This is a genomic window from Luteibacter sp. SVR4-7G (assembly GCF_056755555.1).
In genome coordinates this window covers 28,434-44,643 of the sequence record NZ_JBPGXO010000010.1, presented here as the reverse complement: position 1 = coordinate 44,643, position 16,210 = coordinate 28,434, and the positions used below count along the sequence as shown (strand labels likewise).

Annotated in this window: 17 protein-coding genes; all 17 read left to right on the top strand. The window is 65.9% G+C overall.

Going from position 1 to position 16,210, the window contains the following annotated elements; all coding sequences use genetic code 11:
- The first annotated feature begins 100 nt into the window (after positions 1–100).
- The 17 genes from ACR9ZH_RS05715 to ACR9ZH_RS05635 all read left to right on the top strand — a co-directional run bounded on the left by ACR9ZH_RS05715 (position 101) and on the right by ACR9ZH_RS05635 (position 16,162).
- Positions 101–1,018: a chemotaxis protein gene (locus tag ACR9ZH_RS05715; RefSeq protein WP_481289798.1), complete on the top strand. Its 918-nt coding sequence runs from the start codon at positions 101–103 to the stop codon at positions 1,016–1,018.
- A 312-nt stretch (positions 1,019–1,330) separates the two neighbouring features.
- Complete coding sequence (gene flgB / locus ACR9ZH_RS05710) at positions 1,331–1,750, top strand: flagellar basal body rod protein FlgB (protein WP_481289797.1); 420 nt, start codon at positions 1,331–1,333, stop codon at positions 1,748–1,750.
- Positions 1,747–2,160, top strand: a complete 414-nt coding sequence (gene flgC / locus ACR9ZH_RS05705; RefSeq protein WP_481289796.1) for a flagellar basal body rod protein FlgC — start codon at positions 1,747–1,749, stop codon at positions 2,158–2,160. The genes flgB and flgC overlap by 4 nt, the downstream gene beginning before the upstream one ends.
- Before the next feature lie 11 nt (positions 2,161–2,171).
- On the top strand, positions 2,172–2,819 hold the full coding sequence (locus tag ACR9ZH_RS05700) for a flagellar hook assembly protein FlgD (protein WP_481289795.1): 648 nt from the start codon (positions 2,172–2,174) through the stop codon (positions 2,817–2,819).
- A gap of 20 nt (positions 2,820–2,839) precedes the next feature.
- On the top strand, positions 2,840–4,066 hold the full coding sequence (gene flgE / locus ACR9ZH_RS05695; protein ID WP_481289794.1) for a flagellar hook protein FlgE: 1,227 nt from the start codon (positions 2,840–2,842) through the stop codon (positions 4,064–4,066).
- Positions 4,067–4,077: 11 nt separating this feature from the next.
- The gene (flgF, locus tag ACR9ZH_RS05690; RefSeq protein ID WP_481289793.1) at positions 4,078–4,818 is read left to right on the top strand and encodes a flagellar basal-body rod protein FlgF; all 741 of its coding nucleotides are present in this window, start codon (positions 4,078–4,080) and stop codon (positions 4,816–4,818) included.
- 62 nt (positions 4,819–4,880) lie between these two features.
- Positions 4,881–5,666, top strand: coding sequence for a flagellar basal-body rod protein FlgG (flgG, locus tag ACR9ZH_RS05685; protein WP_481289792.1), 786 nt, complete (start codon positions 4,881–4,883; stop codon positions 5,664–5,666).
- 8 nt (positions 5,667–5,674) lie between these two features.
- A complete protein-coding gene (gene flgH, locus ACR9ZH_RS05680) occupies positions 5,675–6,355 on the top strand; it encodes a flagellar basal body L-ring protein FlgH (protein WP_481289791.1) in 681 nt (226 codons plus the stop codon).
- On the top strand, positions 6,355–7,479 hold the full coding sequence (locus ACR9ZH_RS05675) for a flagellar basal body P-ring protein FlgI (protein WP_481289790.1): 1,125 nt from the start codon (positions 6,355–6,357) through the stop codon (positions 7,477–7,479). Before flgH ends, ACR9ZH_RS05675 begins: the two co-directional genes overlap by 1 nt.
- A 1-nt stretch (position 7,480) precedes the next feature.
- The gene (gene flgJ, locus ACR9ZH_RS05670) at positions 7,481–8,506 is read left to right on the top strand and encodes a flagellar assembly peptidoglycan hydrolase FlgJ (RefSeq protein WP_481289789.1); all 1,026 of its coding nucleotides are present in this window, start codon (positions 7,481–7,483) and stop codon (positions 8,504–8,506) included.
- Between the two features lie 14 nt (positions 8,507–8,520).
- The gene (gene flgK / locus ACR9ZH_RS05665; protein WP_481289788.1) at positions 8,521–10,395 is read left to right on the top strand and encodes a flagellar hook-associated protein FlgK; all 1,875 of its coding nucleotides are present in this window, start codon (positions 8,521–8,523) and stop codon (positions 10,393–10,395) included.
- 2 nt (positions 10,396–10,397) lie between these two features.
- The gene (gene flgL, locus ACR9ZH_RS05660; RefSeq protein ID WP_481289787.1) at positions 10,398–11,597 is read left to right on the top strand and encodes a flagellar hook-associated protein FlgL; all 1,200 of its coding nucleotides are present in this window, start codon (positions 10,398–10,400) and stop codon (positions 11,595–11,597) included.
- Positions 11,598–11,920: 323 nt separating this feature from the next.
- On the top strand, positions 11,921–13,327 hold the full coding sequence (locus ACR9ZH_RS05655; RefSeq protein WP_481289786.1) for a flagellin N-terminal helical domain-containing protein: 1,407 nt from the start codon (positions 11,921–11,923) through the stop codon (positions 13,325–13,327).
- A gap of 138 nt (positions 13,328–13,465) precedes the next feature.
- Positions 13,466–14,821, top strand: coding sequence for a flagellar filament capping protein FliD (gene fliD / locus ACR9ZH_RS05650; protein ID WP_481289785.1), 1,356 nt, complete (start codon positions 13,466–13,468; stop codon positions 14,819–14,821).
- Positions 14,822–14,842: 21 nt separating this feature from the next.
- Complete coding sequence (gene fliS, locus ACR9ZH_RS05645) at positions 14,843–15,259, top strand: flagellar export chaperone FliS (RefSeq protein ID WP_481289784.1); 417 nt, start codon at positions 14,843–14,845, stop codon at positions 15,257–15,259.
- A complete protein-coding gene (locus ACR9ZH_RS05640) occupies positions 15,256–15,549 on the top strand; it encodes a flagellar protein FliT (RefSeq protein ID WP_481289783.1) in 294 nt (97 codons plus the stop codon). The genes fliS and ACR9ZH_RS05640 overlap by 4 nt, the downstream gene beginning before the upstream one ends.
- Before the next feature lie 31 nt (positions 15,550–15,580).
- Positions 15,581–16,162, top strand: coding sequence for a PilZ domain-containing protein (locus tag ACR9ZH_RS05635; RefSeq protein ID WP_481289782.1), 582 nt, complete (start codon positions 15,581–15,583; stop codon positions 16,160–16,162).
- Positions 16,163–16,210: the final 48 nt, after the last annotated feature.

Below are 16,210 nucleotides of genomic sequence, written 5' to 3'. Positions count from 1 at the left end.
GGCTCACGGCCTCAAATGATGTCGCGCGCAGGCGCGCTCCTACAGAAACCGTGCATGCGGCCGATACGGGTCGCGACACTTCCAGAAATGCACGCAGCCCATGGCCCGACCGCTCCTCGATACCGTGGATACCTTCACCCGCCTGGCCGGCCACAACCGGGTGGCGATGCTGCTGTTCCGCCTGGGCGATCGCCAGGCCTTCGGCATCAACGTGTTCAAGGTGCGCGAAGTGCTGCGCCGGCCGCCGCTGGAGCGGATGCCGAGCATGCACGCGCTGGTCTCGGGCAGTTTCGACTACCGGGGCAATACCATTCCGGTAATCGACCTCGCCGCCGCCATGGGCTACCCGCCGCTGGCGAGCGTGGACACCGCGCACCTCATCGTCACCGAGTTCAATCGCTCGGTGCAGGGGTTCCTCGTCTCAGATGTGGATCGCATCGTGCATGTGGACGGCGCGCAGATGGCGGCACCGCCTTCGGCCCTGGGTTATGGAGCGCGGGTGAATGCGGTGACGCGGCTCGACGGCGAACTGCTCGCAATCGTCGACGTGGAGCAGGTGCTGGCCAGTGTCGATCCGCGGGCCGTGGAGGTTTCCGACCGCGTGCAGCAGGCGGCCCATGTGCAGCAGGCCGGCAACCGGCGGCTGCTGGTGGTGGATGACTCCATGGTGGCGCGCACCCAGCTGGTCGACCTGTTCCGCAAGCTGGACCTGGAATGCATCGTGGCGAAGGACGGCAGCGAGGGCCTCGACCTCCTCCGTACGCTGACGATGGGGCCTGCCGAAGACCGGGTAGCGCTCGTGGTTTCCGACATCGAGATGCCACTGATGGACGGTTACGCGCTTACCCGCGCCATCCGCGAAGACGCGCAGCTGCGCCATCTCAAGGTCCTGCTGCACAGCTCCCTGAGCGGCGTGTTCAATGAGGCGATGGTAGCCCGCGTCGGGGCGGACCGTTTCATCGCGAAGTTCCAGCCGGATGTGCTGGCGACCGCCGTCCTGGACCTCCTGCCAGCCTGATCCGGGTCCTCCCGCCAGCGGCAGAACAGTATGGGAGCCGATTCATCGGCGATGGGTGCTCGCGGCTAGCTTGCCCGCTGCCGCGGGATCGCCGGCATAGCCCGGCTCCCACAAGGTTCAAAGCCAGATCCCACAGGATGTGACGAACGGCGGTTCTCCGTCGTTTCGTGACCCGGAAGTGCGTCGGATTTCCGTCGCCTGGCTGCCGCGAACCGTCCGAGACCGCGCCACGGCGCCGTTTTATGCCCTCGCCGCAGCCATGGCACGCGAATTGCTCGAGCTCCCTTGCCAAGTCACGAGGGGGCAGCGCCCATGATCGACAAACCCGATGCGTTGTTCGGCGTCCATGCGCAGGCCCTCGGCCTGTGGCAGCGCCGTGCCGAGGTAATTTCCTCTAACCTCGCCAATGCCGACACTCCGGGCTTCCTCGCCCGCGACCTCGATTTCCGCAAGGCCATGCAGGCCGCCACCGGTGCGGTGGAAGGCAACGCGCTGCCGATGACTGCCACCGAGCCGGGCCACATCGGTGGCAACCCCGCGGTCGCCTTGGCCGATGCCGGCAAGCTCGCCTACCGGGCGGAAACCCAGCCGACGATGGACGGCAACACGGTCGACACCCAGGTCGAACAGGCCCAGTTCGCCGCGAACGCCATCCACTACCAGGCTTCGCTTGGCTTCATCAACGGCCAGATCCACACCATGCGCCTGGCCATCACCGGGTCCGCCTCATGAGCCTGCTCAGGATTTTCGACGTCGCCGGGTCCGGCATGGCCGCGCAGTCCGCCCGCCTCAACACCACCGCCAGCAACATGGCCAACGCCGACAGCCTCGCCAGCAGCGAAGCCGCGGCTTACCACGCGAAGCAGCCGCTCTTTTCCGCCGTGCAGCAGCAGGTCAACGGCGAAATGGAAAACGCCGGCGTGCGCACGCTGGGCGTCACGGAAAGCCAGGCGCCCATCCAGTCGCGCTACGAGCCTTCCAATCCGCTCGCGGACGCCAATGGCTACGTGTACTCGAGCAACGTCAATCCGGTCGACGAACTGGTCAACATGATCTCCGCGTCGCGCTCCTACCAGAACAACGTCGAAGTCATGAACAGCGCAAAGACGCTCATGCAGAAGACGCTGGACCTCGGCAAGTAAGGGCCCCATCCATGGCAGTCGACTCCGTAACCGGCAACCCCTCGCCACAGCAATCCTCGTCGAGCCAGCTGCAGCAGCAGACCTTGAGCCAGTCCGATTTCCTGAAGCTCATGGTCACGCAAATGACCAACCAGGACCCGACCAAGCCGATGGACTCCACGCAGATGGTGGCCCAGATGGCGCAGTTCTCGCAGGTGGCCGCCACCCAGGAACTGCAGCAGTCGTTCGATTCGCTCGCGACCAACCTCAGCGGCGACCAGTTCGTGCGCGCCGCATCGCTGGTCGGCCAGGAGGTGCTGGTGCCGTCCACGGCAGGCAAGCTCACCGACGGTACGCTCAACGGCGCCGTGAACGTCGGCAGTTCGGGCACCTACGTCAACGTGCAGGTCAAGGACCAGGCCGGCAACGTGGTCCGCACCATCGCTCTCGGCCAGCCCGACGCCGGCCTCGTCAAGTTCTCCTGGGACGGCAAGTCCGACGACGGCACGCAGTTGAACGACGGCGTTTACCAGATCTCCGCTACTTCCGGCGGAACCGCGATCGACACCTTCGTTCGCGGCAAGGTGGAAGGCGTGGGTGCCTCGGGCACCGACGGTACATACCTGCAGGTGGCCGGCTACGGCGGCGCCCTGCTCAGCCAGATCGCGCAAATCCTGTAAGTCCAGCGAGGAAACCCACCATGCCTTTCGAAATCGCCCTCAGCGGCATCAACGCGGCGTCTTCCGACCTGGAAGTCACCGCGAACAACATCGCCAACGTCAACACCGTAGGCTTCAAGGGCTCGCGCGCCGAGTTCTCTCAGGTCTATTCGGTGGCCGGCGAAAACCTTTCCGCCAACGCCGCGGGCAGTGGCGTGCGCCTGACCAACATCGCCCAGCAGTTCAGCGACGGCAACCTCACCCAGACCGGCAACTCGTACGACTTCGGCCTCAGCGGCGCGGGCTTCTTCACCATCCGCGACGGCGCCGGTTATTCGTATACGCGCGCCGGCAACTTCCATCCGGACGACGAAGGCAACATCGTCACGGCCACCGGACAGTTCGTGCAGGCCTATCCGCCGTCGGCGGCGGGCGGCTTCGACATCAGTGCGCTCACCGACCTCAAGATCACCAGCGGCTCCAGCCCGGCGAAGGCCAGCACCAAGGTCTCGCTCACCGCCAACCTCTCCGCCAGCGCCACGGCGCCGACCGGCGGCGCGTTCGATCCGGCCAACGACAAGACCTACAACTACCTGTCCACCTTCCAGTCCTACGACTCGCTGGGCGCCACGCATACCACCAACGTCTACTACGTGAAGGACGCGACCAATCCGAACACGTGGAACGCGTACATGACCGTGGACGGCACGCAGGTCGGCACGGCGCAGCCGATCGCGTTCAGCTCGGGCGGCGCGATCGTCACGCCGGCCAACGGCCAGCTCACCTTCGGCGCGGTGTCGCCCAATCCGGGCGCCGATCCGATGAACGTCGCGGTCGATGTCACCAAGGTCACCCAGTTCGGTGACAACTACGCCACCACGGCGGCCCCGACCGACGGCTATGCCGCCGGAAAGTTCTCGAAGATCGACGTGGCGAAGGACGGCACCGTCTCGGCCATCTATTCCAACGGGGTGTCCACGCCGCTCGGCCAGCTTGCGATCGCCACCTTCGCGAACAACCAGGGCCTGCGCCAGCTCAACGACACCAACTGGGTGCCGTCGTCGGAATCCGGCCAGCCGATCCGCGGCGTGGCCAACTCGGGCGACGTCGGCACGGTGCAGGCAGGCCAGCTCGAGGCCTCGAACACGGCCGACCTGACCGCCCAGCTGGTCAACATGATCAAGGCGCAGCGCAACTACCAGGCGAACGCCCAGGTCATCTCGACCGACGACAAGCTGACCCAGACCATCATCAATATCCGCAACTAAGCGAGCCCGCCATGGACCGCTCCGTATACGTCGCGATGACCGGTGCCACGCAGATCATGCGTGCACAGGCCGAGGTGGCCCACAACCTGGCCAACGCCAACACCGCCGGCTTCAAGGCGGAGCTGTCGGCGTTCCAGAGCCTGCCCGTGCAGGGCGACGGACTGCAGACGCGGATCAACGGCGTGGCCCAGGGCACGGGCTGGGACACCACCGCCGGCAACCAGATGGAAACCGGCAACGACCTCGACGTGGCGGTGCAGGGCGACGGCTGGATCGCGGTGCAGACCCCGGACGGCACGGAAGGCTATACGCGTGCCGGCAACCTGCGCATCGATGCCGACGGTTTGTTGACGGATGCGAAGGGCAACGCCGTGCTTGGCGGCGGCGGTCCCATCACCATCCCGCAGGCATCCAGCGTGAAGATCGGCGCGGACGGCACGATCTCGGTCGTGCCGCTCGGCGAATCCCCGGCCACCGTTGCCACCACCGACCGGATCAAGCTGGTGAACCCGGGCAACGACCAGCTCACCTATGCGCCGGATGGCCTCATGCACATGCGGGACGGCACCCAGGCCCCCGCCGACGCGGGCGTGAAGCTGGTTTCCGGCGCGATCGAGGGGAGCAACGTCAACCCGTCGGACGTGCTGGTGAAGATGATCTCGCTCTCGCGCGAGTTCGAAATGCAGGTCCGTTCGATCAAGGCGGCCGACGAAAACGCCCAGTCGGCATCGAAATTGCTACAGGTGGGATAACCACCGTCGTGCGACGCAATTCCGTCGCCGGCATGTAAAGCGCCCGCGCGCAGGAGTCAACGATGTTCACGTCCCTCTGGATCGCCAAGACCGGCCTCGATGCGCAGCAGACGCGCATGGACGTCGTGTCGAACAACCTGGCCAACACCAACACGACCGCGTTCAAGCGTTCGCGCGCCGAGTTCGAGGACCTGTCCTACCAGAACCGTGGCCAGGCCGGCGCACAGACGACGGAGCAGACCCAGTCGCCCACCGGTTTCATGATCGGCACCGGCGTGCGCGTGGTCGGCACGCAGAAGATGTTCGACGACGGCGGCGTGCAGCAGACGGGCAACCCGCTGGACGTACGCATCGAAGGCCGCGGCTTCCTCCAGGTGACCATGCCCGACGGCACCGTGGGCTACACGCGCGACGGCGCGTTGAAGCAGGACCAGGACGGCCAGATCGTCACCAACGACGGCTATCCCATCGAGCCCGCCATCACCATCCCCGCCAATGCGAAGACCATCACGATCGGCAAGGACGGCACGGTCAGCGTCACCACGGCGGCCAATCCCGCCTCGCAGCAGATCGGCACCATCCAGCTCGCCGACTTCGTGAACCCGGCGGGCCTCGAACCGCGCGGCGACAACATGTACCTGGAGACGGCCGCCAGCGGTGCGCCGCAGACCGGCACGGCCGGCCTCAACGGCCTCGGCACCGTCGAGCAGAACTCCCTCGAAACCTCGAACGTCAACGTCGTCGAGGAAATGGTGAACATGATCGAGACGCAGCGCGCCTACGAAATGAATTCGAAGGCCATCTCGGCAGCCGACCAGATGCTGCAGTTCATCTCCAACAAGACCTGAGAGCACCCATGAACCGTCTCTCTGTCCGCCTCATCGTCGCCGCGCTGCCGCTCCTCGTCCTCGGCGGCTGCGCCATGGTGCCGCCCACACCGAAACCGATGTATACGGCCACGCTGCCGGTCGAGCCGCCCGCGCAGCCGCAGGCGACCGGTTCCATCTATGCCGACCAGCAATCGATGGAACTGTTCGCCGATCCGCGCGCGCACCGCATCGGCGACATCCTGACGATCACCCTTGTCGAGGCCACGCAAGCCAGCAAGAAGGCGGCGACGAGCACCAGCAAGAAGAACGGCAACACGATTTCGTCGCCGACCCTCCTCGGCCAGGGCCTGCGCATCGGCGGCAAGGCGGCCGACAGCTCGCTGGCCAGCAACAACGCCTTCGACGGCGACGGTTCGTCCAGCCAGAGTAACCAGCTCACCGGCGAGATCACGGTCACGGTGGCACAGCGCCTGTCCAATGGCGCGCTGGTGGTGCGCGGCGAGAAGTGGCTCACCATCAACCAGGGCGAGGAACTGGTGCGCATCTCCGGCATCGTCCGCCCGCAGGACATCGGCAACGACAACATCGTGCCGTCCAGCCGTGTGGCCGACGCGCGCATCGAGTACGTGGGGAAAGGCACGCTGGCGGATTCCAACACCCGTGGCTGGCTGTCGCGCTTCTTCGACTCGAAGTGGATGCCGTTCTGATGAACCTCCTCCGTTCGCTCCGTCGCATCCTGAAGGTCTCCGTCGCCGTGCTGGCGCTCGGCGCCATCCTGCCCGCGCATGCCGACCGCATCCGCGACCTCGTGCAGGTCGGCGGCGTGCGCAGCAACCAGCTGATCGGCTACGGACTGGTGGTCGGTCTGGACGGCAGCGGCGACCAGACCAGCCAGTCGCCGTTCACCACGCAGAGCCTGGAGAACATGCTCCAGCAGTTCGGCGTGAACGTGCCGCCCAACGTGCGTCCGCAGCTGAAGAATGCCGCGGCGGTGACGATCACGGCCGAATTGCCGCCGTTCGCGAAGCCCGGGCAGCGCATCGACGTGACCGTCGCCTCGATCGGCAACGCCAAGAGCATCCGCGGCGGCGAGCTGCTGATGTCGCCGCTGAAGGGCGCCGACGGCCAGGTCTATGCCATCGCGCAGGGTAGCGTGGTCGTGGGCGGCGTGAGCGCGCAGGGTAGGAGCGGTTCCAGCGTACAGGTGAACATCTCCGCCAGCGGCCGGATTCCCGGCGGCGCCAGCATCGAGCGCAGCGTGGCGTCGTCCTTCGACAAGGGCGGTGACATCATGCTCAACCTCAACACGGCCGACTTCACCACCGCCGCACGCATCGCGCAGGCGGTGAACCAGTCATTCGGCGCCGGTACGGCAAATGCGGTCGATTCCGCCTCGGTGGCCGTTCGCGCGCCGCTGGACCCGTCGCAGCGCGTGTCGTGGCTTTCCACGATCCAGGCGCTTGAAGTCACTCCGGGCGATGCGCCGGCGCGGATCATCGTGAACTCGCGCACCGGCACGGTGGTGATCGGTTCCGACGTGAAGGTCGGCGCTGCCGCGGTGGCGCACGGCGCCATCCAGGTCACCATCAGCGAGCAGCCCCAGGTAAGCCAGCCGGGTCCGTTCAGTCGTGGGCAGACCGCTATCGTGCCCAACAGCCAGGTGGCGGTGAGCGAGGAAGGCGGCCACATGTTCAAGTTCGGCCCGGGCACCAGCCTGGACGCCATCGTGCGCGCCGTGAACCAGGTCGGCGCTTCGCCGAGCGACCTCATCTCGATCCTGCAGGCGCTGAAAGAATCCGGTGCGCTGCACGCCGAGCTGGTGGTGATCTGACATGGCCGCGCCGGTCGACACCCAGAGGCTCGGCACCTACACGGACATGTCCGCGTTCGCCGGCCTGCGTGCGGCTGCGCAGAAGGACTCGAAGGCAGCTCTGCCGACCGTCGCCACGCAGTTCGAATCGATCTTCACCCAGATGATGCTGAAGTCCATGCGTGATGCCAGTTCGGCGCTGGGCGACGACATCATGGGTTCGCAGGCGGGCAATGCGTATCGCGACATGTTCGACCACCAGCTTTCGCTGACCCTGTCGCAGGGCAGGGGCATCGGTATCGCCGACATGCTCATCCGGCAGCTCGGCGGCAGTCCGGCAAAGGACCCGGCCTCGAACGACCCTTTCGCCGACGTCACGGGCGATGCGAGTACCGTCGCCGCGGTGTCCTCGCCGTCGGACCAGCAGAGCGGCCTCATGGATTCCCTTGAGCGCATGCTCGGCAGCGCCGGTCGGGCCGTGGGCGAGGGCGCGGATGCCGTCGCGGGTGCGGTCGGCAAGTTGTCGGTATCCAGCCCCGAGGAATTCGTCCAGAAGCTTGCGCCGCACGCCATCGAGGCGGCGAAGAAGCTGGGCGTTTCCGTGCGTGCGCTGCTGGCGCAGGCGGCCCTCGAAACGGGCTGGGGCAAACACATGCCTGCGCAGGGCCATACCACCAGTTTCAACATGTTTGGCATCAAGGCCGGCAGCAGCTGGGACGGCAAGCGCGTCAACGTGCCGACCATCGAATACGAAGACGGCGTGGCTGTGCGGCGCAAGGACAGCTTCCGCGCCTATGACTCGCCGTCCGACTCGTTCAAAGACTATGCCGACATGGTTTCCAGCAGCCCCCCGCTACGCGGGTGCCGTGGGCCGCGGCGACGATGTGGCTGGCTTCGCGCACGAGCTGGTCAAGGGTGGCTACGCCACCGACCCGGGCTACGCGCGCAAGCTCACCGATATCGCCAACGGCCCGGTGATGAAGCAGGCGCTCGCTGCGCTGAAGCACATCGCCGCGGAACTGTGACCCGCGAGCCGACCAGGGATTAGAAGGGAATACGACGATGGCCGATCTGCTTTCCACCGGAATCTCCGGACTGCTTGCCTCGCAGGTAGGCCTGGCGACCGTGGGCCACAACATCAGCAACGTTAACACCGCGGGCTATACGCGGCAGATCACGAACTTCAACGCGCGCACGCCACAGTTCAGCGGCGGCTATTACGTCGGCCAGGGCGCCGATGCGACCAGTGTCCAGCGGGCCTACAGCCAGTTCCTCACGCAATCGGTATGGTCGGCCAATTCCGGCCAGAGCCGGGCCTTGCAGTACGCAGGCCTCACTGCCGCGGCGAACAACGCGGTCAGCGGTTCGGCCAACCTGCAGACGGCACTCGACGGCTTCTTCGGCGCGGTGAGCGACGTGGCGAACGCGCCGGTCGACACGGCCAGCCGGCAGGCGCTGCTCGGCAAGGCCAACTCGCTGGTCTCCACCTTCCGCTCGCTGTCGTCGCAGTTCCAGCAGATCGACCAGCAGACCAACCAGGAAATCAGCAACTCGGTCGACAGCATCAACAGCCTGGCGAAGAGCATCGCCGACCTGAACGGCCAGATCGCACGGGCATCCATCGGCGGAGCCGCACCCAACGACCTGCTCGACGCGCGCGACCAGGCCATCTCGCAGCTGTCGCAGATCGTGGGCGTGAACGTGTCGCAGGGCAGCGACAACATGGTCACCGTATCGGTCGGCAACGGTCTGCCGTTGGTGAACGGCACCGATTCCACCAAGATCGCTACGGCAAACAATCCCTACGACAGTTCCCGCCTCGAGATCGTCGGGCCCACCGGTTCGGTCATCAGCAACCAACTGGGCTCCGGCTCCCTTGGCGCCACGTTCGACTTCCGCAGCAACGTGCTCGATCCCGCGCGCAACCAGCTGGGCCGTGCCGCCATCGCGCTGTCCGACGCATTCAACAAGCAGCACGCGCAGGGCATCGACCTCAATGGCGATGCGGGCGGCAACTTCTTCAGCATCGGGGACCCTGCGGTCTTCAACAACACGGCCAACCAGGGCAATGCGCAGGTCGTGGCGAAAGTCACCGACGTAGGCAAGCTCGGGTCGTCCGACTACATCATGCGTTTCGACGGCACGAACTGGTCGGTCACGACCACCGGCGGTGTCGTGGTTCCCTCGAGCGGTACCGGCACGGCGGCGGATCCCATCGTCATCGACGGCCTTGCCATCACGGTGCCCTCGGGCACCCCCCAGGCCGGCGACAGCTTCCAGATCCAGCCCACGCGCAACGCGGCGTCGAGCCTCAGCGTGGCGATCAGCGACACCAACAAGATCGCGGCCTCCGGCCCGCTGGCGGCCAGCAAGGGCGCTTCGAACACCGGCAAGGGCACCCTCGGCAACCTGACCGTCACCGACCCAGCCGACCCGGCCTTCAATACGCCGGTCAACATCGTTTTCACCTCGCCCACGACCTACCAGGTCAACGGCGGTCCGCCGCAGACCTACGCGGATGGCGACACTATCACGGGCAACGGCTGGACGCTCAAGCTTTCCGGCGTGCCTGCCGCTAACGATACCTTCAGCGTGAAGCCGGCCGGATCGGCCAGCGGTGACAACGGGAACGCGCTCGCCCTGGCGGACGTCGCCAACAAGGGCGTGCTCGACAACGGCGTCACCACGGTGGGCAAGTCCTATAGCCAGCTGATCGCCCAGGTGGGCACGGCGGGCGCGCAGGCGAACACGGCGCTCGACGCACAGCAGAGCATCCTCGACCAGGCCACGGCAGCGCAGCAGAGCCTATCCGGAGTGAACATGGACGAAGAAGCGGCCAACCTCCTGCGCTTCCAGCAGTCTTACGCAGCGGCGGCGCAGGTCATCAATGCGGCGAACACCATCTTCGATTCCCTCCTGAGCGCGGTGCGGGGCTGATCATGCGTATTTCCACCTCCTGGGGCCAGCAGCAGGCCGTCAATACGATGCTCGACCGCGAGTATTCGCTGTCGCAGACGCAGCTCGCGCTGGGCAACGGCAAGGCGATCCAGACCCCGGCCGACAACCCTTCGGCGGCGGCCCGTGCCGTCGATACCAATTCGGCCGCTGCGCAAAACGATCAGTACACGCGCAACATCCAGTCGGCCACCACGCGGCTTTCCGTAGAGGAACAGGCCCTCAATTCGGCCGGCGACATCCTCGACCGCATCCGCTCGCTCACGCTGGAGGGCATGAACGGTACGCAGACCGACGAATCGCGCCAGTCCATCGCCACGGAACTGCGGCAGACCCTGAAGCAGCTCGTGGCCCTGGGAAATACGCGCGACGGGCAGGGGGAGTACATCTTCGCCGGCAGCCGCACGACCACCCAGCCGTTCACCATCGACGGCCTCACGGTGAGCTACGGCGGCGACCAGAACCAGCGCATGGTCGCGGCGGCCGCCGGGCTCCAGGTTGCCACCGGCGACAGCGGATCGGACGTCTTCATGGCCATCCGCGGGGGTAACGGCACCTTCGTCACCAGCGCGGGTGCAGCCAACACCGGTACGGCCGTGGTGGGCGCCACCTCGGTCACCGACGCCTCGGCGTGGGACGGTGGCAATTACACCATCACCTTCACCTCGGCCACGGATTACGAGATCCGCGACAACGCTGCGCTTCCTACCGACCCGCCGCTCGCGACGGGCACCTACACCGGCGAGACCGGCACGATCAATTTCAAGGGCGCGCAGCTCAACATCACCGGCACGCCTGCCGCCGGCGACACCTTCGCCGTCGGTCCGTCGTCGTCCCAGGACGTGTTCTCCACGGTCGCCGGCATCATCAACGCGTTCGAAGCGCCGGGCGGCGGCGCGCCGATGAACAACCAGATCAACGCACAGCTGCAGAACCTGGACCAGGCCTCGACCAGCTTGCTCAACACGCGCACGAAGATCGGTGCGCGCATGAACACGCTCGACCAGCAGTCACAGATCGGCGACGACGTGAAACTGCAGTACAAGACCACGCTGTCCAACCTGCAGGACCTCGACTACGCGAGCGCCACGAGCCAGTTCGTGCAGCAGCAGACGGCACTCACCGCTGCGCAGCAGGCATACGTGAAGATGCAGAACCTGACCCTGTTCAATTACCTCAAATAAGAACGCAACAAAGCGCGTTCCCGAAGGCGGCCCCAGGCCGCCTTTTTTGTCGAGTTATCGCCCGTCCGACGCCTCCGCCCCAGCCCCGCCGAAATCGGCACTAAACCCCGCGCGGGAGCGGCCGATAACTTCCCCGTCAGAGCTCCGGACAGCACATCCCGGCGGCCCTGATCAAGAAAGTTGTTGACAGGTAGAAAAAGTCCTCAAGTTTCTCCCCGGCGTGCCGTAAACCTCCCTGAGGCGGAAGGCTTCCCTAACGGAACCCCGCCGGACTACGCCGCACAACCTCCGGCATTCGGTTCCGCTTACAAAGGATCACACCCATGGCTCTGACCATCAACACCAACATCATGTCGCTGAATGCTCAGCGCAACCTGAGCACCTCGCAGACGAAGCTGTCGTCGGCGATCGAGCGCCTGTCGTCGGGCAACCGCATCAACAGCGCGAAGGACGACGCCGCCGGCCTCGCCATCTCGACCCGCTTCACGACGCAGATCAACGGCCTGACCCAGGCTGTCCGCAACGCGAACGACGGTATCTCGCTCTCGCAGACCACCGAGTCGGCGCTGGACGAAGTCACCAACAACCTGCAGCGCATCCGCGAACTGGCCGTGCAGTCGACCAACGCGTCGAACTCCGCCAGCGACCGCGCCGCCCTCGACGCCGAAGTGCAGCAGCGTCTGTCGGAAGTGACCCGTATCGCCACGCAGACCAACTTCAACGGCATGAAGGTCCTCGACGGCTCGGCCAAGCAGCTGAGCTTCCAGGTCGGTGCCAACGTCGGTGAAGTCATCACCGTCGGTCTCGACAAGGGCGTGAAGGCGAACCAGGTGGGCCAGCTGGCCTCCGTCAGCGCCACGCCGACCGGTTTCGGTGGCGTGACCCTGGCTGCCGGCGACCTGAAGATCGGTACCACTGACGTCGCCGCGGGGACCTACGCCTCTGCCGCGGACCTCGCCAAGGCCATCAATACGGCGGCGGGCTCCACCATCGCGAGCGTCGACAGCGCTTCGGGCGAACTGTCCCTGGCCAATAACTCCGGCGCCGATATCACGGTCACGTCGGCCGGCAACGCCACGGCCCTGGGTATCCCGGGCACGCTGACCGACGGCGCCGCCGCGGTCAAGTCGACGGGCGTCGCAGACGCTTATAAGCCGGTGACCCTGGCTGCCGGCGACCTGTCGATCCAGGTGGGCGACGGCACGGCCTTCGACATCACGGGTAGCTTCAAGAGCACCCAGGACGTTGCCGACGCCATCAATGCCCACACGAGCGAGGGCATCAGCGCCTACGTCGCTTCCGACGGCTCGCTGAAGATGTCGTCCACCTCGGCCATCACGGTCACGGCCGGTACGACCAGTCCTGCTGTCACCAAGCTGGGCTTCACGGCCGGCACCACGGCAGTCGACAGCACCGCCACGCTCGCCGACTCCAGCATCAAGACGGTCGACGGCGCCAACGAGACGATCAACCGCGTCGACGCCGCCCTGCAGTCGATCTCGGACCTCCGTTCGGACCTCGGCGCCGTGCAGAACCGCTTCGAGTCCACGATCTCCAACCTGCAGAACATCTCGCAGAACCTGACGGCCTCGCGTTCGGCCATCACGGATGCGGATTTCGCCCAGGAAACGGCCAACATGTCCTCGGCCCAGATCCTGCAGCAGGCCGGCGTCTCGGTCCTCGCCCAGGCGAACCAGAGCCAGCAGATCGTGCAGAAGCTGCTCCAGTAACAGAGAGTTGACCGCCGGACCCGGGCCTTCCGGGTCTTGGCAGGGTACTTGCTTAGTTGTCACGGCTGGCGTTCGCAAGGGCGCCAGCCGTCGACAAATTGGCGCCCGGGGCAGTGAGGCGTCTTCAAGGAGAGCTTCATGGCCACCAGTCCAGTCAACATCGGCACCAGTACCATCAACGTCAATCAGATCGTCTCCGGTCTCGTTGCCGCCAAGCGCAAGGACCCGGACGCGAAGATCGCGGCCGACCAGCAGGCCAATGCCACCCAGATTTCCGCCATTGGCAATTTCACCTCGTCGCTCACGAGCCTGCAGAGCGCGATCAAGGCCCTGACCGACGGCAGCGCGTTCACCACGCAGAAGACCACGGTCGGCGATTCGACTATCCTTTCGGCGACGGCCGACAGCACCGCTCAGCCGAATTCCTACAATATCGTCGTCACGAAGCTCGCAACCTCGCAGAAGACGACCTCCAGTGCGTTCACCGACAGCAAGTCGGCTCTTGGCACGGGCAACCTCACGATTTCCATCGGCGACAAGGCGATGAGTCTGGACGTCGCGTCCGGGGCGAACTCGCTCGAGAACATCCGCGACGCCATCAACAAGGCCAAGGACAACCCCGGCGTCACCGCCAGCATCGTCACCGGCAACGACGGAGCGCATCTCGTCCTTACCTCGGTGAACACCGGTACGGACAATGCCTTCAAGGTGGTCGCCAGCGGCGGCGACGGCAACCTGGCCCAGTTGAATTTCGATCCTGCGACGGGCACGCCTTCGACGCCGGCGCAGAACGCGGAGTTCACCATCGACGGCCTGCCTGCGAGCAGTCAGTCGAATGTCGCTTCGAAGTCCATCGACGGCGTGACGCTCACGCTTACCAAGTCCGGATCAAGCACTGTTACCATCGCGAACGACACCAGCGCCGTCAGCAGCGCGCTCAGTTCGCTGGTGACCTCCTACAACTCGTTCATTTCGACGTACCAGCAGCTGACCAAGTACGACCAGACCAACCAGCAGGTCGGCGCGCTCATCGGCGATGCCACGGTCGCATCCATCAAGAGCCAGATCTCGAGCCTGCTGGGCTCCCAGTTCACGGGCAATACCAGCGGTCCCACGTCGCTGAGCAACATCGGCATATCGTTCCAGGTCGATGGCACGCTGAAGCTCGATACGACCAAGCTCAACAAGGCGCTGGCGGACAACCCCAAGGAAACGCAGAACCTGGTCAGCGGCGACAACGGCATCGCCCCGAGGCTCGACAAGCTGATCACCAGCTGGACCTCCTCTTCCGGCATCCTGACGCAGCGCCAGAACAACCTCAACGCGAAGACGAAGGATCTGCAGGATCAGCAGGACGCGCTCGACAAGCAGATGGACGACTACACCACGCGCCTGACCCAGCAGTACTCGGCGCTCGACGCGATGATGACCAAGCTCGCCGGCACCAGCAGCTACCTCCAGCAGCAGTTCGACGCGCTGACGGCCAGCAAGTAAGCGGCGGACCAGGACACAGACATGGCACTCGGATATTCCCAGGGCGCAGGCGCCTACCAGCAGGTCCGCACGCAGGGCGGCGTCGAGACGGCCGATCCGCACGGGCTCATCACCATGCTCATGGACGGCGCCCTCGAACGCATGCGCCTCGCTCGCGCCTGCATCGCGACGGGCAACGTGGCGGCAAAAGGCGAGGCCATCTCGAAAGCCATCGAGATCGTCGGCGGTTTGCAGTCCTCGTTGAATCACGAGGTGCGCACGCCACTGGTCGGCCAGCTCGAAGGCCTGTACGACTACATGTCCCGCCGCCTGCTCCATGCCAACCTGCACAGCGACGTCGAAGCCATCGACGAGGTGAGCCGCCTGCTGGGCCAGCTCCGCGATAGCTGGGTGGCCATTCCGGTTGAAGCCCGCCAGCAGGCCGGAGCGGGGGCATGACCGAGGCCTGGTGCGACCTCGACCGCGTACTGCACCTCACCGAATCGATGCACGCCGCGGCCATCGAGGGTCGCTGGGACGACCTCACGGCGCTGGAGGCCGAGCGCGACCCGATATTGCGCAGCGGCACGATGCGGCCGGCGCCGGAAACGCTGGAATCGCTGAAGTCCATCATGCTGCTCGATGGGCTCATCAAGGACCTCGTCTCCGTCGCCCGCGACGAGGCGGCGGTGGCCTGGGACGCATCCCGTCGCGTGCGCCGCGCCGTGGCCGCGTATAGTTCGTTCTGAGCGATAACCTTCTGCTGCGGGGGCTGGGCGCATGGGCGACGAAGGCTGGAAGGCATTTTCCGATCGGGTCGCCTGGGACGCGGCGTTCCACGCCACCTGCGAAGCTGCGCCCCGGCCGGATGCCGCTGGCCTGGCGCTGATAAACGACCGTAACGCCAGCGTCCTGGTCGCCGTGTCGGCGCTCATGGAGCGCCGCACCGACAGCGCGGAAGACGACAGTCCGCTTTCCCATGAAGTCGCCCGGCTGGACGCGAAGCTCAACGTCCTGATGGAAATCGTGAACCGCCTGCTCCTCCCGCAGTCGGGGCTGCCGCCGCGCCTTCCCCTGCGCTTCAACGCTGCCGGGGCCGTGCTGCCCTGGGCCGGTCTGCCGACGGTCGGCCAGTCCGTGATGCTGAAGATCCATTTCGATACCTGCCGGGCGTTGCCGCTGGAACTTCCGGGCGTGCGGCTGGCCGGGCCCACCGACGGCAAGGGGTTCGTCGGTTTCGACGGGCTCTCCGAGGCGGTGCGCGATGGCATCGAGCGGCTGGTGTTCCGCCAGCACCGGCGCCAGGTTGCCGAGGCCAGGGCGCAGGCGCGTCCCGCCGAGGGCGGTTCCGAATCCATGTGACCTTTTACGTCACGTGACGTAGGAACGTCGCGTGGCGTCCCGCGTCAC